This is a genomic window from Prevotella sp. Sow4_E9_plate (assembly GCF_052116205.1).
Classification (GTDB): Bacteria; Bacteroidota; Bacteroidia; order Bacteroidales; family Bacteroidaceae; genus Prevotella.
On the sequence record NZ_JBQKLN010000001.1, the window covers coordinates 15,221 to 36,825 of the forward strand.

A 21,605-nucleotide genomic window follows, 5' to 3' on the forward strand; every position below is an offset into this window, starting at 1 on the left:
GGTGACTTCTTAACAATAATTTCTGAATGAGAAAACAATCAACTATAGCTGCACTGATGTTTGCTGCCATCTCATGCATGATGGTGGCAAACCCGGGTATGCCTTCTAAAAAGAAAGACAAGAAGGCTCAGGTGGATTCTACTGCCGTGGCTGTGGGCGACTCCGTCTTTGTCGATTCTCTCGGCAATGAAATCATCAGTACGGAGGCCGATACCACCCAGATGGACTCGCTGCAGAAGGCTATATGGAAACATAATAAGGTAGTGGATGACAGTATCCATCAGGATAGTATCAACCGTAAGAAGTCGGGTGGTATTGATGCGCCGGTCAGTTATCAGGCCGACGACTCGCTGGTCTATGATGCTCATAACAAGGTAGCGCATCTCTTTGGTAATTCGAATGTGAAGTACCAGAACATGGATCTTTCTTCTGATCGTATATCCATGGATCTCGACAAGAGCAATGTGAAGGCAATGGGTACTCCCGATTCTTCTACTAAGGAAGGTGTCAAGGGAAAGCCAATCTTCAAGATAGGAGGTGATACCTACGATACCGACACGATTAAGTTTAATTTCAAGAGCAAGAAGGCTCTTATTAATAATGTATATACAGCGCAGGAAGATGGTTTCTTGCGAGGTATGAAATCGAAGCGAGATTCTTCTGGTACGGTTTATCTGAAACATGCCACCTATACCACCTGTGATGATCCGCATCCGGATTTCTATATCTCACTCTCACGTGCCAAGATGCGACCGAATAAGGATGTGGTCTTCGGACCTGCTCATCTCGTGGTGTGCGATGTGCCGGTTCCTATAGCCATACCATACGGTTTCTTCCCGTTCTCCAAGAGTTACAGCAGCGGTTTCATCATGCCGACATACGGTGATGAGAGTGCGCGCGGATTCTATCTCAGGGATGGTGGCTATTATTTTGCCATGAGTGACAAGTGGGACTTGAAACTCCTCGGAGAAATCTATACCAAGGGATCTTGGGGACTTTCGGCGGCAAGCAACTATCGCAAGCGATATAAGTATTCCGGTTCCTTCTTCTTCAGTTACCAGGATACGAAGAATGGAGACAAGGGTATGCCTGATTTCACAGAGCAGGAGAGCTTCAAGTTGCAGTGGAGTCATAGACAAGACTCAAAGGCTAATCCGTTCAGTTCGTTGTCGGCAAGTGTCAATTTTGCCACATCCAGCTATGAGCGGAATAATCTGAGTTCACTCTATAATCCGCAGACGATGACGCAGAGTACTCGAACCTCTTCTGTCAACTGGAGTACAACGTTCTCCAGCATCGGTATGTCGCTCAGTTCTACAGCCAATCTTTCGCAGAACATGCGTGACTCTTCGATAGCGATGACCTTGCCAGACCTCAACATCTCTATCTCCCGATTCTATCCGTTCAGAAGAAAGAAGATGGTGGGTGATGAGAAATGGTACGAGAAAATCGCCATGAGTTATACAGGACATATCTCTAACAGTATCAATACCAAGGAGGATAAGCTGATGCACAGTTCGCTTATCAAGGACTGGCGCAACGGATGGCAGCATCAGATACCAGTGAGTGCATCGTTCACTCTCTTCAAATATCTCAATGTGAGTCCTTCGTTCAACTTCACCGACCGTATGTATACCAATAAGGTGGAGAAATCATGGGATAGCGAAAAGCAGGTTGAGAAGAGTGATACCATATATGGTTTCAACAATGTTTATAACTGGAACATGAGTGTAGGTCTCTCTACCAAGCTGTATGGATTCTGGATTCCTAACCGTAAGCTCTTCGGCAATAGGATTGACAGGATTCGCCACGTTTTCACTCCGACGGTCAACTTCAGTTATGCGCCAGACTTCGGTGCTAGCCGATATGGATTCTGGGATACTTATCAGAAGACTGATGCTGACGGTAACGTATCGCTCGTCAGTTATTCACCATATCAGAATGCACTTTACGGTGTGCCGGGTAAGGGCAAGAGTGGTAACATTTCCTTCACTCTGGGCAATAACCTGGAGATGAAATGGAGAGATAAGAACGACAGTCTCAAGAAGGTGAGTCTCATTGATGCGTTCGATATCAATATGAGTTACAACACCGCAGCCAAGGTTCGCCCTTGGAGCGATATGAATATCAACCTCCGTCTCAAGTGGTGGAAGAACTACACATTCAATATGAATGCTGTCTTTGCTACATACGCATATGAACTGGATGATCAGGGTAATGTGTTTGTTGGCAACCACACAGAGTGGGGCAAGGGTCGATTCGGACGATTCCAGGGAATGTCTCAGAACTTCTCATTCACGCTGAATCCGGAAAAGTTGAAGAAACTCTTCGGTGGTGGCGATGATGATGATGATAAGGACAAGAACAGGAAGAGCGATGATGACGATGAAGGTATGGATACCGACATAGAAAGCAACGTGGATGATAATATCGAGAAGGGTAAGACGGCAGCCAAGAAGAGTGGCGGTGGTAAAGCAAAGACCGACACCGACGGTTATATGGCATTCAAGATGCCTTGGTCTTTGACCTTTGGATATGGTGTTACGATGCGTGAGGATACTCGACGAGAGAAATTCAACGAGAAGTCCATGCGCTATCCATACAAGTTTACACAGACGCTTAACATGAGTGGTAATGTTCGCTTGAGTGATGGATGGAACATCAGTTTCTCTTCCGGTTACGACTTCGAGAATTCCAAGATTAGTATGACTACAGCCAGTCTGGCTCGAGATCTCCACTGCTTCAATATGAGTTGTTCAGTAGTACTTGCGCCATATACCAGTTATAACTTCACCTTCCGATGCAATGCAGCTACATTGACGGATGCGCTGAAGTATGATAAGCGTAGTGGTTATTCTAACGCCGTCAAGTGGTATTGATTTGGCTAGGGAATCAAATAGAAATCAAACGAGGATAATGGGTATTTGAAAAAAACACCGGTTATTCTCGTTTTTTTATGATATATCTTTGTTATTTCAGATATTAATCGTAAATTTGTACCGGATATGGAAAATCATATTTTGGATAATTCCCAAAATAGCAATTGAAAATAATAATTGAAAATTTAAATTTATACGCATCATGAACAAGAAAACCGTAACAATCTTTACCTTGGCTATGCTGGGAGCACTTCAGGCTTCTGCACAGCAGAAGACTCCATTGTCTTACTGGTTTGACACGCCTGTCACCTTGAAGGGACAGCAAATCTGGTATGGTGGTCATCCCGAGAAATGGACAAACAAGAAACCTATCTCTGCTGGTGATACCGCCCGCAATCCCGATCCTGATTGGGAGTCAAAGTCATTGCCTATCGGTAATGGTAGTATCGGAGCCAATATTCTGGGGTCCGTGGAGGCTGAGCGCATCACGCTGAATGAGAAGACGCTCTGGCGTGGCGGTCCGAACACCAAGAAGGGCGCTGCCTATTATTGGAATGTGAACAAGAATTCTGCCCATGTGATGCAGGAAATCAGAGATGCCTTCGCTACCAACGATTGGGAAAAGGCATCCCAGCTCACCCGCAAGAACTTCAACAGTCCTGTGCCATACGAGTCTTATGCAGAAGATCCATTCCGTTTCGGTAGCTTTACCACGATGGGTGAGGCGTATATCGAGACAGGATTGAGCACTGTGGGTATGTCCAAATATCGCCGTGCCTTGTCGCTCGATTCGGCATTGGCTACCGTTTCTTTCGTCAAGGATGGTGTAAACTATGAGCGTGAGTATTTCATTTCTTATCCAGCCAATGTGATGGCTATCCGCTACAAGGCTTCCCGTCCGGGCAGGCAGAATCTCGTATTCTCTTATGCGCCTAACCCTGTATCTACAGGCAAGATGGTGGCTGATGGCAAGAATGGGCTGCTTTGGGATGCACGTCTCGATAACAACGATATGCAGTATGCTGTCCGCATCCGTGCCATCAACAAGGGTGGTAACCTGTCGAACGAAGGTGGAAAGCTGACCGTGAAGGGTGCTGACGAGGTGGTATTCCTCATTTCTGCCGATACCGATTACAAGGCAAACGATAATCCGGATTACAATGATCCTAAAACCTATGTGGGCGTGGATCCGCTGGCTACTACTCTGGGCTGGGTGAGCAAGGCAGAAGGCAAGGGTTACGCACAGTTGCTGGAGGAGCATTACAAGGATTATAGCCGTCTCTTCAATCGTGTAAGCCTGAATCTGAATGATGTGGATAACGCCAACGATATGCCAATCGATGAGCGATTGGCTAACTACCGCAAGGGGGCAAAGGATTTCTATCTGGAGCAGCTCTACTATCAGTTTGGCCGCTATCTGCTCATCGCCTCTTCGCGTCCAGGCAACATGCCTGCCAACCTGCAGGGTGTATGGCACAACAACGTGGATGGTCCTTGGCGTGTAGACTATCATAACAACATCAATCTGCAGATGAACTACTGGCCAGCCTGCACCACCAACCTGAGCGAGTGTGAGCTTCCGCTCTTCGACTTCATCCAGACACAGGTGAAGCCAGGTGAGAAGACTGCCAAGTCATATTACGGTACCCGTGGCTGGACTACATCTGTATCCAGCAACATCTTCGGTTTCACCTCTCCGCTGTCAAGCGAGGATATGTCGTGGAACTTCTCTCCATTCGCCGGTCCATGGTTGGCTACCCATCTCTGGGATTATTACGACTATACCCGCGATAAGAAGTTCCTGAGCGAGACAGCATACGATATCATCAAGGGAAGTGCCAACTTCGCAACAGATTATCTGTGGCATCGCAAGGATGGTGTTTATACAGCAGCTCCTTCCACATCTCCAGAGCACGGACCGATAGACGAAGGTGCAACCTTTGCTCATGCCGTGATTCGTGAGATTCTGCTTGATGCTGTAGAGGCCAGTAAGATTCTGGGCAAGGATGCCAAGGATCGCAAATTGTGGGAAGATGCCCTGAAGCATATTGCTCCTTACCAGATTGGTCGCTATGGACAGTTGATGGAATGGTCGAAGGATATTGATGATCCTAAGGATGAGCATCGCCATGTGAACCATCTCTTCGGTCTGCATCCTGGCCGTACCATTTCGCCTATTACTACTCCTACATTAGCAAAGGCTTCCAAGGTGGTATTGGAACATCGTGGTGATGGTGCTACCGGATGGTCTATGGGCTGGAAGTTGAACCAGTGGGCTCGTCTGCACGATGGCAACCATGCTTACAAGCTTTATGGCAACCTGTTGAAGAATGGTACATTGGACAACCTCTGGGATACGCATGCTCCATTCCAGATAGACGGTAACTTTGGCGGTACTGCGGGTATCACCGAAATGTTGATGCAGAGCCATATGGGCTTTATCCATCTCCTGCCAGCCCTGCCTGATGCATGGCAGAAGGGTTCCATCAAGGGGCTCTGTGCCAAGGGTAATTTCACGGTGGATATCTATTGGGACAACGGCCGCCTTACCAAGGCAGTTATCCTCTCCGGTTCCGGTGAACCTTGCCAGGTAAGATATGGAGATAAGGTGAAGAAGATGAAGACCCAGAAGGGCAAGACCTATGAGGTTAAGTTTTAATCAATAAAAAAGTGGTTGAAAAAACGGATGTACTTTCCGTTTTTTCAACCACTTTTTTATGATTATTCCTTGAGATGCTTCAATCTTCTCTTAGCCTCTGGATGTCCTGGATAGAGGGTTAGAGCCTTCTGGTAATTGGTGATGGCCGCTTCTTTCATTCCGGCTCTCTCGCATTCCTTACCCATGATGACATATTCCGTGGCAAGGCGCTTGAGGAATTTCTCCTGTTTCTTTTTCTCTTCATCCTTCTGCCTGATTACTTCCTTTAGACGCTCGTTCTCCGCTTGCAGTTCATTCATCTTGTTGAGTTTCTTACGGATGAAACGTTTGGCAAGAGGGTGCTCGATGTCGTAACGGCTATGGATGGCTAGGAAGAAGTTATCCAGAGCTGCTTGCATGTCTCCCTTGTCGTATGCCTTGACAGCATCATGATATTGTTTGTCTGCCTTACTCTGTGTAAGAGCCGTATGGATGGTGCTCTGGTCGTTGTAATGACGGGCAAACTGCTTGACTTCGTTGCGGACGAATATCTCGCTTTGGCGAATAGGTTCCTGCAGGCTGATTCCTTCCAGACTGGTGCAACGTGATAAGGCTACGTAGGTCTGACCGCCAGCGAAAACACCGCCGGTAAAATCTATCTTTACCTGATTGAAGGTCAGTCCCTGACTCTTATGAACAGTAATCGCCCAGGCAAGTCGGATAGGGTATTGCTCATATCTTCCAATCTCCTCTTCCTCAATCTTCTTTTCCACCTCATTGAAATGGTATCGCATGTTGCTCCAGGCTGCAGGTTCAACCATCACATCTTTTCCCTCTTCTGTGCGTACATAAATTTTGGCATTCTCGTCTTCGTCAAAGCCGATAATGGTGCCCAGCGTACCGTTTACCCATTGGTGCTCGATGTCGTTCTTGATAAAGATAATCTGAGCACCCGTTTTCAGGTAAAGCTCGATAGGGGTTGGCAGACTGCTTTCTGGGAATTCTCCTTGTATACGTCCCCGGAAGAGGCAAGGTTCGCCAGGCAAAAGCTTGAGCTGACTGTCATTGATGTAATCTACTGTATCGCGACGGGTGGACAGGGTGATGGCAAGCTTGGAGTCGCCTTCATCCAATTGGGCGCCAACACGCTGGTTTAGCAACTTCAGGTCCTGCATTCTTGCCTGACTGGTCCGGATGTTGTCGAGGATACCGATAAAGACAGGGTCGCTTTGGCGGTATACTTTCTTGAGTTCGATGCTGACCAGTTGGAACTGTTGGAAAATCTTGGCATCGAAGAAGAAACTGCTGCGGTAGAAAGGATTGAGCAGTTTGCGGTCGTCTTCTCTGACAACGGGTTCCAGCTGATAGATGTCGCCCACCAGCAGAAGCTGTTTTCCACCGAACGGTTCTCTCATGTTCCGGCAATATACTCGCAATACCTTGTCGATGAAATCAATGATGTCGGCACGTACCATACTGATCTCATCTATGATGATGAGCTCTACTTCACGGATAATCTTGATTTTCTCAGAATTATACTTCAGTGTGTTTCGGATATTGCGCACCGAATACATACTGTCGTTGGGCAGCAATGGGTGGAAAGGTAACTTGAAGAAACTGTGCAAGGTGCTTCCACCGGCATTGATGGCTGCGATGCCTGTAGGTGCCAGGACGATATGTTTTTTCTTGGTATTGGCAGCGATATAACGTAGAAAAGTAGATTTACCCGTCCCCGCCTTTCCGGTGAGGAAAAGCGAACGACGGGTAAACTGTATGATTTGGAGTGCATTCTGCAACTCCGCATTGTCGAGATCAATCATATTATTCTATTAGAGGTCATCGAAGTTGATAGGCTGTTCTGTTGGCTTAGCCTTCTTCTTCTCTTTCTTTTCTTCTGTAGCAGCAGGAGTGGTAGTTGGGGTGGTTGTTGTAGCCTCTCCATCCGTCTTCACTGTCGGAATTTCCTTCTTAATAGGGTTTCCGTTTTCATCAAGGAGAATTTCTTCTGTGAAGGCAGTACTGTCCACCTGTGTTGTATCAACCTTTGGCTTTGGTGCATAGCTGGCACAGATATACATGTCTCTTGTGATGTCATCGTCCTTTGGCTTATCGAACTTGGCATGATATTCCTTGAATGCAGGATCAGCGAAGAGCGTCTGCAGGAAGTAACCGCAGATAGGCAATGCTGTTCTGGCACCCTGTCCCAAGGCTCCTGTTCGGAAGTGGAGGCATCGGTATTCTCCTCCTACCCAGGCACCAACTACCAGTTTAGGACTGACACACATGAACCATGCGTCAGAGTGATTATTGGTTGTACCGGTCTTACCGCCAAATTCTGTGTCACGGTAATTACCTACATAGCCCCAGAGACTCTGTGAGGTACCACCCGGTTCTCTCATACCACCCTGCAGGAGCTGTTGCATCAGGAAGGCACTCTTGTACGGAATAACCTGTTCCTCTGTACTTGGTCCTTCATAAACCACCTTGCCGTCATGGTCAACAATCTTGGTCACCAATACAGGGTCGTGATGCTTACCGTTGTTAGAGATGGTGCTGTATGCGCAAGCCATCTCCAGCAGGTTGACATCGCTGGAACCCAAGGCGAGTGATGGAGTATCATCGAGCGGACTGTCGATACCCATTTTCTTGGCGGTTTCGATGATGCGCTTGATGCCCATTTCCTGACCCAGTCTTACGGCAATGGAGTTGATACTCTTGGCAAATGCATTCTTCAGTGGGATGCTATCGCCAGAGAATGAACCGTTGGCATTGCCAGGAGTCCAGGTTGTCATCTCGTGCTTCTTCTTATCGTATACCTGCATAGAGATATATTCATCGCGGCGCTTGTCGCAAGGAGTCAATCCCTGGTTCATGGCTTCTGTATAAACGAAGAGCTTGAAGGTAGAACCCGGCTGGCGCTCGGCTGTTACCTTGTCATACTTCCAGTGGTCGAAGTCGATGTCGCCCACCCATGCCTTCACGGCTCCTGTCTGTGGCTCCATGGCTACGAAAGCACTGTGCATGAAGGTAGTCATATACTTGATACTATCTTCAGAAGTCATGTTGATAGTGATGCTTCCCTTGTCGTAATCGAACACTTTGACAGGGTGAACCCACTCCTTATAATAATAGGTGACAGAATCTGGATTGTTTGGGAATTTGGCCAGCAGATTCTTATAGAAAGGCTGCTTTTCAGCAATGCCTTGGATAAAGTTTGGTATCACCTTGTGGTTCTCGTCCTGCCAAGGTTCTTCGCCCAGCCATTTTCCTTTACCAGCCTGAGTACGTCGGATGCTCCAGTGATTGTTGAAGTTCTGCTGTACCTGCTTCATCTGTTTGCGGGCAGCATCCTCGGCATACTTCTGCATGCGAGTATCGATGGTTGTATAAATCTTCAGACCGCTTGAGTAGAGGTCATAACCTTCCTCCTGGCACCAGTCTTTCAGATAATCGGCTACGGCTACGCGGAAGTATTTTGCCTGTCCGTCATAGTTCTCCTCTACCTTGAAGTCGAGTTTGATAGGAAGCTCTTTCAGCTCTTCATACTCGGTACGAGACAGATCGCCATGAGTCAACATGTTATATAATACGGTGTTTCTGCGCACCCGACTGTTCTCTGGATTGGTGCGCGGATTATAATAGGTAGTTGCCTTGAGCATACCTACCAGAATAGCAGCCTGATCTGCAGTCAGGTCTTTTGGATTCGTATTGAAGTAGGTCTTGGCTGCAGTCTTGATACCGTATGAATTATTTCCGAAATCTACCGTGTTGGCATACATGGTGATGATTTCCTTCTTGGAGAAAGCGGTCTCCAGCTTTACGGCAATAATCCACTCCTTGCTCTTGATGATGAGCAGTCGGAGCAAAGGCACCTTGCCCAGCAAACCGGTAGAATACTGCGAGCGTACGCGGAACATGTTCTTAGCCAACTGCTGTGTGATGGTAGACGCACCACGGGCATCATGATGCAGGAGGGCGTCTTTGGCAGCACCGAATACACCGATAGGGTCGATACCGATGTGCTTGTAGAAGCGCTCATCTTCCGTATCAATCAAAGCCTTGAAGAAGGCTGGATTCACCTCTTCATATTTTACAGGTGTACGGTTCTCGTTGAAGTATTTGCCAATCAGCTTGCCATCGGCACTATATATCTCTGATGCCTCTGAAGTCTGCGGATTCAGAATACCGGAGAAATAGCCTGGTGACTTACCGAAAAGCCACAGGAAGTTGATGTCTACTGCGCCCAGATAAATAATGAAGGCGATGATACAACTGACGAATGCGACAATGGTCTTGGTATACCAAGACCTACCTTGATACAAACTCTTGTACCAAGCCCAGAAAGCACATAGCTTATGCCATATTCCGGCAAAGACTGTTTTGATTTTATTCATATTAACTTATCTGTTTTTATCGGTGCAAAGATACAACTTTTATTCGAAATATCATCATTCATTCAGTTTTTTATTTGTTTTGGATATCCATTAGCGGGTATAAAATGTTTCAGGAAGTTTATCAAATGTAACATTCGGGTATAAATAAACGTTTTTTTACATTTTGAACGGAAAAAAAACTCAGAATTTGCTTGCAGAAATCAAAAATATTTGTACCTTTGCCCTCAGCAAAAAACAAGCATATATACAAAAACTTAAATAAAAACATAATAATTATGGTAAGCAACAACATTCCACAAGTAAAGCTCGGTATTATTGCCGTTAGCCGTGACTGTTTTCCAATCGCGCTTTCTACTCAGCGCCGTGAGAACATCGTAAAAGAGTACAAGGGTGAAATTTTCAACTGTCAGACTACAGTTGAGAACGAGAAAGATATGCTCAAGGCTGTGGCCGAAGTAAAGGAGCAGGGCTGCAACGCCTTGGTTGTATTCCTTGGTAACTTCGGTCCTGAGACCCCTGAAACTTTGATTGCAAAGAACTTCGACGGTCCTGTTATGTTCGTAGCAGCTGCTGAAGGTGACGGCGATATGATCAATGGTCGTGGTGATGCATACTGCGGTATGCTCAACTGCTCTTACAACCTCGGTATGCGTCATTTGAAGGGTTACATCCCTGAGTACCCTGTTGGTACAGCAGAGGAAGTAGCTAAGATGATTGCAGACTTCGTACCAGTAGCTCGCGTCATCCTCGGTTTGAAGGGCTTGAAGATTATCACATTCGGTCCACGTCCTCAGGATTTCTTCGCTTGCAACGCTCCAATCAAGGGCTTGTACGAACTGGGTGTAGAGATTGAGGAGAACTCAGAGCTCGACCTCCTTGTAGCTTATAAGGAGCACGCGAACGATCCACGTATCGACGAGGTTTGCGCTGATATGGCCAAGGAGATGGGCGAAGGCTGCTACTATCCTGATCTCAGCCGCAGAATGGCACAGTTTGAGTTGACATTGCTCGATTGGGCTGAGGCTCACAAGGGTTCTCGCCAGTATGTAGCATTCGCTGACAAGTGCTGGCCTGCATTCCCAAGCCAGTTCGGTTTCGAGCCTTGCTATGTAAACAGCCGTCTCGTTAGCCGCGGTATTCCTGTAGCTTGCGAGGTTGATGTCTATGGTGCATTGTCTGAGTACATCGGTATGTGTGCTTCTGACGATACCGTTACATTGCTCGATATCAACAACTCAGTTCCTCGGTATATCTATGATGAGGACATCAAGGGCAAGTACGATTACAAGTTGACTGATACCTTCATGGGCTTCCACTGCGGTAACACTCCACAGTGCAAGATGTGCTCAAGCCGTAAGATTAAGTATCAGCTCATCCAGAACCGTTTGTTGGAGAATGGTTGTACACCAGACTTCACCCGTGGTACTTTGGAGGGTGATATCGCAGCTTCTGACATCACATTCTACCGTCTGCAGTGCGATTCAGAGGGCAACCTCCGCAGCTACATCGCAGAGGGTGAGGTTCTCGATGTTCCTACCCGTTCATTCGGTGGTATCGGTATCTTCGCCATCAACGAGATGGGCCGCTTCTATCGTCACGTATTGATTCAGAAGGGTTATCCACACCACGGAGCCGTAGCATTCTCTCATGTAGGCAAGACCTTGTTCGAGGTATTCAAGTATCTTGGCATCAAGGATATCGCTTACAACCAGCCAGCTAGCTTGCCTTACCCAACCGAGAATCCTTGGAAGTAAGATAAGATTCGTATGAAATAAAAAAGGCGATTGCTTTTCCTGCAATAGGAATGGCAATCGCCTTTTCTATTGATGTGATTATTAAAAAAGATAAAATAATAGATGCTCTTCTTGGCAATCTCCGAAATATGTGCTAAGTTTGCACCATGAATGAACCAAGATTTATAGAAATAGAAGATTTGAAGCCTGATTATCTGGAAGCGATTAACAGACTGATTGCGCAGCTGAGTACCAGTTCGCATACCTTTACTGAGGCAGAATTGAACAGTCTTATCGCCTCACCTCAAAGCCATCTCTATGCTTTGGAATATGATGAGAAAATCATCGGAATGGTAACCCTCTGTATCTATCAATGTCCTACAGGAAGGAAGGCATGGATAGAAGATGTAGTGGTTGACCAGAACCATCGCGGCAAGGGATATGGAAAACTGATGTTTAGAAAGGCGATGGAAGAATGTCAGAACAGGGGGAATGTAACCCTGATGCTTACTTCGCGCCCTTCTCGCATTGTTGCCAACCAGCTCTATCAGAGCCTGGGCTTTGAAAAACGGGAAACCAATGTCTATAAAATGAAATTCTGAAATACCATATAGCGAGGAGAGTATAAATAAGGCAAGGATTACACGGATTTATGGCGCTAATGCAATTGAAGCGATTTTTCTTCTTATAAAGAATCCGTGTAATCCGTGCCTAAAACTGCAAAGAGCCACTCTTTTTGTTTCTAAGAACTCCGCCACTAAAAGAAACGGCATTTTTGAACATATTGTGATATTTTGTGAATAGTGATTATTTGCAGAAAATTAGTACCTTTGCACCAGAATTCAATAGTATTGTATACCAGAAGAAATATATTAAAAATGAACATGAGAAAAATCATATGTTTTTGTTTGACTCTTGGGGCATTTTCTACGATGATGGCTCAGGAGACTTTATCGCTGAGCCAGTGCTTGCAGATGGCAGTAGACAATAACCTGTCGCTGCAGAAAAGTCGCAATGAGATTGCAAAGGGAAAGTATTCCATCAGCGAGAACCAGGCGAAGCTGCTGCCGCAGATCAACGCCGTGGCACAGTTGAACGACAACTTCACCCCTCCCGTTTCCGTGACTGACGGTTCTGCCTACGGCAAGCCTTACAATGTTACCAAAACCCTGCAGTATAATGCTTCAGCAGGCTTGCAACTCCAGATGCCGCTTTACAACCAGATGGTGAATACTGCCATCGACATTGCCAAGATAGCAGACCATCTCAACCAGCTCTCTTACGAGAAGGCGCGCGAAGACCTCATCGTGCAGACTGCCAAGATGTATTACATGGCGCAGAATACGGCTGAGCAGATCCGACTGGTGAATGACAACATCAAGCGCCTGGAAGAACTCTATGGCATCACCCAGGCTTTCTACGACAATCAGATGACCCTGGAAGTGGATGTGAAGCGAGTGAAACTCAACATCGAGAATCTCACCGTGCAGCGCGATAACGCCATCGCCATGCTCGACCAGCAATATACCATGCTCAAATATGTGATAGATTATCCTGCAGAAAAGCAAATCAAGGTAACGGAGGTGAATCCGGGAGAGATAGAGACGGTGAATGCCAACGGATTGAACACCAATCTCTACGAACTCCAGCTCCTGGAGAAGAGAAAGGAACTTGCCCAGAAGCAGACCAAGTTAGCCAAGGATGGCTATCTGCCTTCGGTGAGCCTTACCGGTAGCCTGATGTATTCTGCCTTCACCGATAAGATAGAACATTGGATTCATTCGGGCGAATCAAACCACTGGTATGGTTCCAACGGCATCGGCATCCAGCTGAGAGTGCCTGTCTTCGATGGCTTCGAGAAGCGTTCCAAGATAAGACGTGCCAAAGTGGAGGAGGAGAATGCCCGCATCGGATATGAGGATGCACTCAAGGGAATGCAGGCAGACTATATGAACGCCGTGAGCGAGGTGAACAACAGCCAGCGCAACTACAAGAAGCAGTTTGACAACTATACCCTGGCGCAGGATGTATATAATGTGACTGCCGACCAATACAAGGAGGGGGTAGGTTCCATGACCGCCGTTCTCCAGGATGAGATGCGCATGAGCGAGGCAATGAACAATTATCTTACCGCCTATTATAAATATAAGGTGGCAAACCTCTCGCTCCTGAAACTCACAGGACAATTGGAACTGGTAAAATAACAAAGGAATCATAAAGAAACAAATAATCAGAATAAAACAATGGAACAGAACGAAAATAACAAGATGGAAACAGCTCGTGAGGAAAATGCAGAAGCTACTCAGATGTCTCACGAGGATAATGCAGAAACCACTCAGATGTCTCACGAAGAAATGCAGAAGAAATTGAAGAAGCAGCGCATCCGCCAGATCATCGCCAGTCTCATCGGCGTAGCCATCCTCGTCTTCGGACTCTGGAAGATTGTCTGCCTCTTCCTGGATTATAATGCCAACGAAACCAGCAACGATGCCCAGGTAGAGCAGTATATCTCTCCTGTCAACCTCCGCGCATCGGGCTATATTGCCAAGGTTTGTTTCAAGGAGCACGAGGAGGTTCATAAGGGTGATACCCTTCTTATCCTTGACGACCGTGAGTATCGCATCCGCCTGATGGAGGCTGAGGCGGCTCTGAAGGATGCCAAGGCTGGAGCCAATGTCATTGATGCTACCCAGCAGACCACCCAGACTTCGGCTACCGTCTATTCTGCATCCATCGATGAAATTGAGGTGCGCCTTGCCAAACTTGCCAAAGACTGCGAGCGCTATCGTAACCTGGTAGAGAAGAAGGCTGCTACACCAATCCAGTTGGAGCAGCTCGAAGTGGAATATGCGGCTACCAAGAAGAAACTGGAGTCGGTAAAGCGACAGCAGGCTGCTGCCTATAAGGGCGTGAACGAGGTGGTTACCCGCAAGCAGAATGTGACAGCTGCCATCGAACGTGCTGAGGCTGCGGTGGAGATGGCGAAGCTGAACCTCTCTTATTGTGTGGTTGTAGCGCCATGCGATGGTAAGTTGGGTCGCCGCTCTATCGAAGAGGGACAGATGGTGAACGCTGGAACCACCATCACCTATATCCTGCCTAATGCCCAGAAGTGGGTTATCGCCAACTATAAGGAAACTCAGGTTGAGAATCTCTATGTGGGTCAAAAGGTACGCATGACGGTAGATGCCATCAGCAACAAGGAGTTTGAGGGCACCGTTACCGCTATCTCCGGAGCAACCGGTTCCAAGTATTCTCTTGTTCCTACCGATAATTCGGCTGGTAACTTCGTGAAGATTCAGCAGCGTGTGCCTGTAAGAATCGACTTCACTAACCTCAGCAAGGAAGACAATGCCCGCCTGGCAGCAGGTATGATGGTGATTGTGAAGGCGGAGAGAAAATCAAAGTAATGGAATATGGAAGAAGAATATAAGAATTATCCGTTCTATAGCTGGGTGCCGAAACCGCTGGGCATTATCTTCATGATCATCCTCTTCGTGCCGATGATTACGATGAGTGGTGTCTATTCCGCCAATAGCGGTGAGATGATGAGCGGACTGGGCATCCAGTCGGAATACATCGCCTTTGCGGGCTTCTGTACGTCGATAGGAATGGCTGCTTTCTCGCCATTCTTCTACGAACTGGTGTGCATCCGAAGAGAGAAGATGATGTGTATCGTGGGATTCTCCATTCTCTTTCTGCTCAGTTTTGTCTGCGCCCAGACCGATTCGCTGTTCATCCTAGGCTTGTGTAGCTTGCTGATGGGCTTTGTCCGACAGACGCTTCTGATGGCGCATCTCTTTGTACTCATCCGATATGGTTTCGGTATTGAGGCAACGAAGAATCTCACGCCGGGTTGCGAGCCTACCACCGAGGAGGCTTGGGATGCGATGGATTCAGAAAAAATGGTTTCCCAGCCGGTTATCTATCTTTTCTTCATGATTATCGGACAGTTGGGCACCTGGCTCACGGCTTGGCTTGCCTATGCCTACGAGTGGCAGTATGTATATCATTTCATGATGGCATTCATGTTGGCGGGCATCATCATCGTGTTCTTCACCATGCCTTATCATAAGTATCCGATGCCGAAGTTCCCGATTACGATGTCGAAGTTTGGCAATGTCACGGTGTTCAGCATCATGCTCTGTTCGTTTGCCTATGTGATGGTGTTCGGCAAGACGCTGGACTGGTTTGATGATCCTACCATCCGTATCTCTACAGTGGTCTGTCTCATCTTCACCGCCCTGTTTATCTATCTGGAGAAGACCCGCCGTTCACCTTATTTTATCATGGAGGTGTTCCAGCTCAGGGTTGTCAATTACGGCATCATGCTGTTCTTCCTTCTGATGGTCTGCAACTCCAGCGCCATGTTTGTGAACGTATTCACCAATGTGGGAATGAAGATAGACAACTGGCAGAATGCCACTCTGGGCAACTGGGTGATGGTGGGATATACCGTGGGTTTGATTTTTGCGATCATCGCCAGAGCCAAGAATATTCATCTGAAGTGGATGTACTGTCTGGGCTTCCTCTTTATCGGAGGCTACGCCCTCTTTATGTATTTCGAGGTACAGAACGACGGCATGTATGAGCGCATGAAATGGCCTATCATCATCCGTTCTACGGGAATGATGCTGCTCTATTCGCTCATCTCCACGATAGCCAATCAGCGCATGCCTTACCGCTTCATGTCCACCTGGGTCTGCATCATGCTCACCGTCCGTATGGTCATCGCCCCATGCATCGGTTCGGCGCTCTACACCAATGTGTTTCAGCATCGCCAGCAGTATTACGTTACCCGCTTTGCACAGGATTATGACCGTACCAGCTTGGAGACGGCAAAGACCTATGACCAGACGGTGATGGGCATGCAGTATCAGGGTAAGAGTGTAACTGAGGCGCAGAATATGGCTGCCATGAGTGCGAAGGGCAAGGTGCAGGTGCAAGCCACGCTGGTATCCATCAAGGAGATGGCAGGCTGGACCTTCTATGGCTGTCTGGTATGTGCCGGCTTGATGCTCGTAATACCTTGGCGCAAGCGCAACATCAAGGAATTGACCCGCGAGTATCTGTTGAAGAATGTAGATGTGAAATCCCTGGGAAGAAGGTAGGAAAGAGGATGCAGATTCTGCCGGAAGCGGCTGGATTCTGCTAAAATATCATAAATAATCAAGGTTATCATTCGAGGGGATTGATATTTTTGTTATCTTCGCATTTCAAGCAATTAGAAAAAATGGAGATAACAGATAATATCATCATATATGAGGCTCAGGAAATTCCTCATTTTCTGATGCAGCCTTTCTATTCTGATTATGTCGGAATAGTCATTTGTCATCAAGGGATGTTCCGTTTCTGTGTAGACGGAACATCCTTTGTTGCGTCTATGGGGGAGTCGGTTTTTCTCTCTCCCGGCACTCTGTTGCAGGTTCAGGAAACCTCTCCAGATTTCCGGTTTACCTTGCTTTTCTACCGTGTAGAGCAGATTCGCCACATGCTGGGCAATACCGTTGTGAGCATGCGCCTTTATTCTACGCTCTATCCTTCGGCTTGTACCGTGGCGCATACGGGTTATGAGGAGATGCTGTCGTCTTATGCCCAGATGCTTCTCAAGTTGGAGCAGAAGGAGGAGCCGGATACCTACAGCCAGCATGAGCAGAAGCTGCTTCTCATGGCGGTAACCTATCGCCTTTGCAGCATCTTCTCTTCTACGTTCAAGGCGGCGGGTAAGGAGATGGAGCGCAAGGTAGAGGTCTTTGAGTCGCTGGTCAAATTGATAGAGGAACATTTCATGCGTGAGCGCAGTGTGGCTTTCTATGCCGATCAGCTCTGCATCACTCCCAAATATCTTTCCGTTATCGTGAAGTCAGTATGTGGCAAGACGGTCCAGCAATTACTTTTCAAGGCGATTATCCGTCGCAGCATTTATCTGATGAAGAATACGAACAAGACGATTCAGCAGATAGCCAGTGATCTCAGCTTCCCGAATGCCTCAGCCTTCGGCACCTTCTTCAAGAAGCATACCGGTTTGTCGCCTAAGAATTACCGGATGGGGGCGGAGTAGCGCCAAGAGAAAAACTCTACTCTCAATTCCACTCTTCACTCTTCACGTATATAGTGTAAAGCGTTGAGTATAAGATATTTATGGCTGTGAAGAGTTACGCCGACTCTTCACCACTCTTCACCACTCTTCACACGATTGATTTTTCTGCTGTTTATAAGGGAAATTAGAGGTCCAAGAAATCGGAATAAGGCTCAAGTAAACTTTAACAAAGCCTTACGTAAATTTTATCTGAGGCTTAAACCAAATTTAAAGAAGGCTTAAACCAAACTTAAAGGAGGCTTAAACCAAGCTTAATAGAAGCCTGATGCTGGTCACAATAGAGGCTTGATGCTGGTCACAATAGAGGCTTGATGCTGGTCACAATAGAGGCTTGATGCTGGTCACAATAGAGGCTTGATGCTGGTCACAATAGAAGCCTGATGCTGGTCACAATAGAAGCCCAAATGGTGAAGAGTGGTGAAGAGTTGTGAAGAGTCGGCGTAACTCTTCACCGTAGTAAGTAATTTGTATTCAGATGTTTATGCCATATGTGTGAAGAGTGAAGAGTGGATTTGAAAGTAGGGGTTACACGCAGAAGAATTCCGTCTGCCATTATGCTTTTGGTGAAGCGTTTAATAGGTATATAGAAATCTCTATCCCGACGTAGTATTTTTTATCCTTCGACGGCACAATATTGCCCGCCTAGGGGCAATATTGTGCCTTAGTAAGACAATAAGTGAAATGCCCCCATTCGCATTTGAAATCTACAGGATTGCACATGAAACTTACAGACTTTCCATCCGTTTCTTAGTAAGAGAAATAATTATTATCGCTATTATCTGTGTTAAAAACCCAAGAATTACTTCGTTTCTCATTATTTTTTATTATCTTTGCCCCAAATAACAATTAAAAACAAAGAATATGAGCACATCACCATTACGTGTACCTACTTCATTTAGGTTACCAGCAGAGCTTCTTGAGGAGCTCAAGGAGTGTGCTAAGGCTACCAATCGTAGCCTTAACAATTACGTAGAATCCATTCTTATGGATTTTATGAGTAAGAACAAGACCATGGAGGAAAATGCGATTACTCCCGATTTGCAAGCGAAGCTTGACAAGGCGAGAGAAGAACATAAAAACGGAGAAACTCTGTGCTTTGACACAGCACAAGATGCAATCGCATGGATGGAAGCTTTATGATATATCGAATAGAATTCTCTAAGGATGCACAGAAGGTCATTAAGAAATGGAAGAAATCAAATCTACCTCTATTCAAAAAACTAGAGAAGTTGATTCCAGAACTTTCTGAGCACCCTAGAACAGGTAAAGGACATCCAGAACCTTTGAAAGGTGGAAACGACATCACGTATTCTAGACATATTACTGCCCAGGACAGGATTATCTATGACATACTCGATGAAGAAATTCTTGTGTCCATTATTGAGCTAGAAGGACATTACAATGACAAATAACCGAGTCCATATTTCTGTGGAATCGGTAGCTTATAGAATGTATAACAATAAAAAAAATAAGATATATAAGAAACAGAAAAGAAAGATATAACATAGTAAGATTATAAATTTGCGTTTACTAATTTGTTCGGAAACACTTAAATTTTGCCAGAATTAAAGTTATATTCCACACAAAGAGTAAGTTCTGTAAACGCCTACGCTATAGCGTGGGCGGAACTTATCGTGTGGATGGGCCCGGCAAAAGCCTAAGTGTTGATAAGGGAAGCTCACGCTTCTTCTTTGTCTTCACTTCATCAAGGCTTTCTTTGGATGGCTTTCCAGCCAATCCTTCTGTCCGCTGCCCGTTTTACTCCGATAATGATTTAGTTCCAAACGCACCCATCAGCTATAGCAAAAGACGTTGGAGTTCGCTTCAATGTTTGTTGCTATACCTTATTATATATAGTAACCAACAATGAAAAGAGCTACGAATGGACAAATTAAGAATGCAGAGCAGTAATGGTGTCGAGGACAACATTACGAAAATTGCGCAGCTGTTTCCCGACTGCGTTACGGAGACTGTAGATGAAAGAAGCGGTCAGCCAAAGCACCTCATAGATTTCGAGAAACTCAAGCAGAATCTTTCTGATAGTGTGATATCAGAAAGAGCAGAACGCTACCAGTTTACCTGGCCCGACAAGAGCAAGGCGATTCTCCTTGCCAATTCTCCAATCAATGCCACACTTCGTCCTTGCCGTGAAGACAGCGTTGATTTCGACAACACCCAGAACCTTTATATCGAGGGCGACAACCTCGATGTTCTCAAATGTCTGAAGGAGACTTACCTCCACAAGGTGAAAATGATCTATATAGACCCACCTTACAACACCGGAAACGATTTTGTTTATGAAGATGATTTCGCTCAGTCTTCAGAAGAATACCTCGCCAACTCAGGACAGTTTGACGAGCAGGGCAATCGTATGTTTACCAATGCCGAAAGCAATGGTAGATTCCATACTGATTGGCTCAATATGATTTATCCGAGATTGAAAGTTGCAAGAGACTTGCTGACTGATGATGGTGTGATATTTATCTCTATTGACGATAATGAAATTGAGAACCTTCGAAAAGTTTGCGATGAAGTGTTTGGAGAACAAAACTTTCTTGCAACTTTTGTTTGGGAAAAACGCACATCAAGAGAAAACAGAAAAGTTTTTTCTACAAACCATGAATATATTTTGTGCTTTGCAAAAAAGAAAAACATTTTTGAACCAACTAGAGGAAGCCTTCCTTATACAGAAGATATTTTAAAAAGATATACAAATCCAGATAATGATCATAGAGGGAAATGGCAATCAGTAGCACTAACTGTTCAAGGAGGACATGGAACACCTTCTCAATTTTACGACATAATTACTCCTAATGGAAGAACGATAAAATTACCATCAGGATTATGCTGGCGCTATACAGAGAAAAAACTAAAGGAACTTATTGACGATGGAAGAATTTACTTTGGTAAAGAGGGCAATAACGTTCCTCGTCTAAAACTATATCTGTGTGAAATTGAACAAGGTGTAACACCACATACATTATGGCTTGCAAATGAAGTAGGAACCAACGATATCGCGAAGAAAAACTTGGTTAGCTTGTTTGATAGCATCGCTTGTTTTGATACTCCCAAACCAATTTCTCTAATAAATCGTCTTTTACAAATATCAAATAACAAAGAAGCTATCATCCTCGACTTCTTCAGTGGCTCCGCCACCACAGCCCATGCTGTCATGCAGCTCAACTCTGAAGATGGCGGCAACCGCAAGTTCATTATGGTGCAGCTCCCAGAAAAGACCGATGAGAAGAGCGAAGCTTTCAAGGCAGGCTATAAGAACATCTGTGAAATAGGCAAGGAACGAATCCGCCGTGCCGGCAAGAAAATCAAGGAGGAATCTCCTTTAACCACCCAGGACCTCGATACAGGCTTCCGTGTGTTGAAACTCGATTCCACCAATATGCAGGACATTTACTATTCTCCAAAGGATATTTCGCAAGCTGACCTCTTCTCGCAGGTTGATAATGTGAAGCCGGATAGAACTGGCGAAGACTTGCTCTTCCAAGTGATGCTTGAACTCGGCGCAACCCTGGATTCGAAGATAGAAACGACAACGGTAGCTGGCAAGACCATCTATAACGTTGCCGAAGGATACCTCGTGGCTTGCTTCGATCCGGATGTAACCGACGATGTGGTAAAGGCCATCGCCCAGATGCAGCCAGCCTACGCCGTGCTCCGTGACACCAGCATGAAGGACGATTCCACCGCCACCAACTTCGAGCAGATTTTTAAAACATATTCTCCTGACACGGTCACCAAAATTCTTTAGAAAGGGATTTTGAAAGGTAAAAAAGTAAAAAGGTAAAAAAGTAAAAAGAGCATTTTTGCTGTGTTTACTTGAAACTTGTAAAAGTAAAAAGAGCT

13 protein-coding genes are annotated in these 21,605 nt (G+C 46.0%); 11 read left to right on the forward strand and 2 right to left on the reverse strand.

Translation table 11 applies throughout. The annotated features are described in order from the left end of the window. Nucleotides 1-26 precede the first annotated feature (26 nt). Both ACTQ53_RS00075 and ACTQ53_RS00080 read left to right on the forward strand, forming a co-directional pair. Complete coding sequence (locus ACTQ53_RS00075) at nucleotides 27-2,879, forward strand: putative LPS assembly protein LptD (protein ID WP_441931591.1); 2,853 nt, start codon at nucleotides 27-29, stop codon at nucleotides 2,877-2,879. Nucleotides 2,880-3,117: 238 nt separating this feature from the next. Further along, complete coding sequence (locus ACTQ53_RS00080) at nucleotides 3,118-5,538, forward strand: glycoside hydrolase family 95 protein (RefSeq protein WP_441931686.1); 2,421 nt, start codon at nucleotides 3,118-3,120, stop codon at nucleotides 5,536-5,538. 62 nt (nucleotides 5,539-5,600) lie between these two features. Here ACTQ53_RS00080 and ACTQ53_RS00085 read toward each other — a convergent pair whose 3' ends face one another. Then, nucleotides 5,601-7,337 carry an AAA family ATPase gene (locus ACTQ53_RS00085; protein ID WP_441931592.1) on the reverse strand — a complete coding sequence of 579 codons (1,737 nt, stop codon included), beginning with the start codon at nucleotides 7,335-7,337 and terminating at the stop codon, nucleotides 5,601-5,603. Nucleotides 7,338-7,346: 9 nt separating this feature from the next. Continuing rightward, the gene (locus ACTQ53_RS00090) at nucleotides 7,347-9,911 is read right to left on the reverse strand and encodes a transglycosylase domain-containing protein (protein ID WP_441931593.1); all 2,565 of its coding nucleotides are present in this window, start codon (nucleotides 9,909-9,911) and stop codon (nucleotides 7,347-7,349) included. A 275-nt stretch (nucleotides 9,912-10,186) separates the two neighbouring features. On the opposite strand from ACTQ53_RS00090, the gene ACTQ53_RS00095 reads away from it, so the two are divergent. The 9 genes from ACTQ53_RS00095 to ACTQ53_RS00135 all read left to right on the forward strand — a co-directional run bounded on the left by ACTQ53_RS00095 (nucleotide 10,187) and on the right by ACTQ53_RS00135 (nucleotide 21,510). Further along, the gene (locus ACTQ53_RS00095) at nucleotides 10,187-11,665 is read left to right on the forward strand and encodes an L-fucose/L-arabinose isomerase family protein (protein ID WP_294968637.1); all 1,479 of its coding nucleotides are present in this window, start codon (nucleotides 10,187-10,189) and stop codon (nucleotides 11,663-11,665) included. Nucleotides 11,666-11,811: 146 nt separating this feature from the next. Next, the gene (locus ACTQ53_RS00100; protein ID WP_441931594.1) at nucleotides 11,812-12,246 is read left to right on the forward strand and encodes a GNAT family N-acetyltransferase; all 435 of its coding nucleotides are present in this window, start codon (nucleotides 11,812-11,814) and stop codon (nucleotides 12,244-12,246) included. A gap of 282 nt (nucleotides 12,247-12,528) precedes the next feature. Then, the gene (locus ACTQ53_RS00105; protein WP_441931595.1) at nucleotides 12,529-13,848 is read left to right on the forward strand and encodes a TolC family protein; all 1,320 of its coding nucleotides are present in this window, start codon (nucleotides 12,529-12,531) and stop codon (nucleotides 13,846-13,848) included. 135 nt (nucleotides 13,849-13,983) lie between these two features. Continuing rightward, the gene (locus ACTQ53_RS00110; RefSeq protein ID WP_441200155.1) at nucleotides 13,984-15,054 is read left to right on the forward strand and encodes an HlyD family secretion protein; all 1,071 of its coding nucleotides are present in this window, start codon (nucleotides 13,984-13,986) and stop codon (nucleotides 15,052-15,054) included. Between the two features lie 6 nt (nucleotides 15,055-15,060). Continuing rightward, on the forward strand, nucleotides 15,061-16,755 hold the full coding sequence (locus ACTQ53_RS00115; RefSeq protein ID WP_441931596.1) for an MFS transporter: 1,695 nt from the start codon (nucleotides 15,061-15,063) through the stop codon (nucleotides 16,753-16,755). A gap of 122 nt (nucleotides 16,756-16,877) precedes the next feature. Next, on the forward strand, nucleotides 16,878-17,705 hold the full coding sequence (locus ACTQ53_RS00120) for a helix-turn-helix domain-containing protein (protein WP_441931597.1): 828 nt from the start codon (nucleotides 16,878-16,880) through the stop codon (nucleotides 17,703-17,705). A gap of 900 nt (nucleotides 17,706-18,605) precedes the next feature. Further along, entirely contained in the window at nucleotides 18,606-18,884 is a 279-nt protein-coding gene (locus ACTQ53_RS00125; RefSeq protein ID WP_256621104.1) for an Arc family DNA-binding protein, read from the forward strand. Beyond that, nucleotides 18,866-19,156, forward strand: coding sequence for a Txe/YoeB family addiction module toxin (locus tag ACTQ53_RS00130; RefSeq protein ID WP_233544528.1), 291 nt, complete (start codon nucleotides 18,866-18,868; stop codon nucleotides 19,154-19,156). The genes ACTQ53_RS00125 and ACTQ53_RS00130 overlap by 19 nt, the downstream gene beginning before the upstream one ends. Before the next feature lie 470 nt (nucleotides 19,157-19,626). Then, on the forward strand, nucleotides 19,627-21,510 hold the full coding sequence (locus ACTQ53_RS00135) for a site-specific DNA-methyltransferase (RefSeq protein ID WP_441931598.1): 1,884 nt from the start codon (nucleotides 19,627-19,629) through the stop codon (nucleotides 21,508-21,510). The last annotated feature ends 95 nt before the right edge of the window (nucleotides 21,511-21,605 follow it).

What these genes read in the sequence shown, in the direction of transcription:
- ACTQ53_RS00135 (WP_441931598.1), top strand. Translation starts at nt 19,627, where the DNA reads ATGGACAAATTAAGAATGCAGAGCAGTAATGGTGTCGAGGACAACATT.
- ACTQ53_RS00085 (WP_441931592.1), bottom strand. Translation starts at nt 7,337, where the DNA reads ATGATTGATCTCGACAATGCGGAGTTGCAGAATGCACTCCAAATCATA.
- ACTQ53_RS00115 (WP_441931596.1), top strand. Translation starts at nt 15,061, where the DNA reads ATGGAAGAAGAATATAAGAATTATCCGTTCTATAGCTGGGTGCCGAAA.
- ACTQ53_RS00090 (WP_441931593.1), bottom strand. Translation starts at nt 9,911, where the DNA reads ATGAATAAAATCAAAACAGTCTTTGCCGGAATATGGCATAAGCTATGT.
- ACTQ53_RS00110 (WP_441200155.1), top strand. Translation starts at nt 13,984, where the DNA reads ATGTCTCACGAAGAAATGCAGAAGAAATTGAAGAAGCAGCGCATCCGC.
- ACTQ53_RS00130 (WP_233544528.1), top strand. Translation starts at nt 18,866, where the DNA reads ATGGATGGAAGCTTTATGATATATCGAATAGAATTCTCTAAGGATGCA.
- ACTQ53_RS00075 (WP_441931591.1), top strand. Translation starts at nt 27, where the DNA reads ATGAGAAAACAATCAACTATAGCTGCACTGATGTTTGCTGCCATCTCA.
- ACTQ53_RS00125 (WP_256621104.1), top strand. Translation starts at nt 18,606, where the DNA reads ATGAGCACATCACCATTACGTGTACCTACTTCATTTAGGTTACCAGCA.
- ACTQ53_RS00120 (WP_441931597.1), top strand. Translation starts at nt 16,878, where the DNA reads ATGGAGATAACAGATAATATCATCATATATGAGGCTCAGGAAATTCCT.
- ACTQ53_RS00105 (WP_441931595.1), top strand. Translation starts at nt 12,529, where the DNA reads ATGAGAAAAATCATATGTTTTTGTTTGACTCTTGGGGCATTTTCTACG.
- ACTQ53_RS00100 (WP_441931594.1), top strand. Translation starts at nt 11,812, where the DNA reads ATGAATGAACCAAGATTTATAGAAATAGAAGATTTGAAGCCTGATTAT.
- ACTQ53_RS00095 (WP_294968637.1), top strand. Translation starts at nt 10,187, where the DNA reads ATGGTAAGCAACAACATTCCACAAGTAAAGCTCGGTATTATTGCCGTT.
- ACTQ53_RS00080 (WP_441931686.1), top strand. Translation starts at nt 3,118, where the DNA reads ATGCTGGGAGCACTTCAGGCTTCTGCACAGCAGAAGACTCCATTGTCT.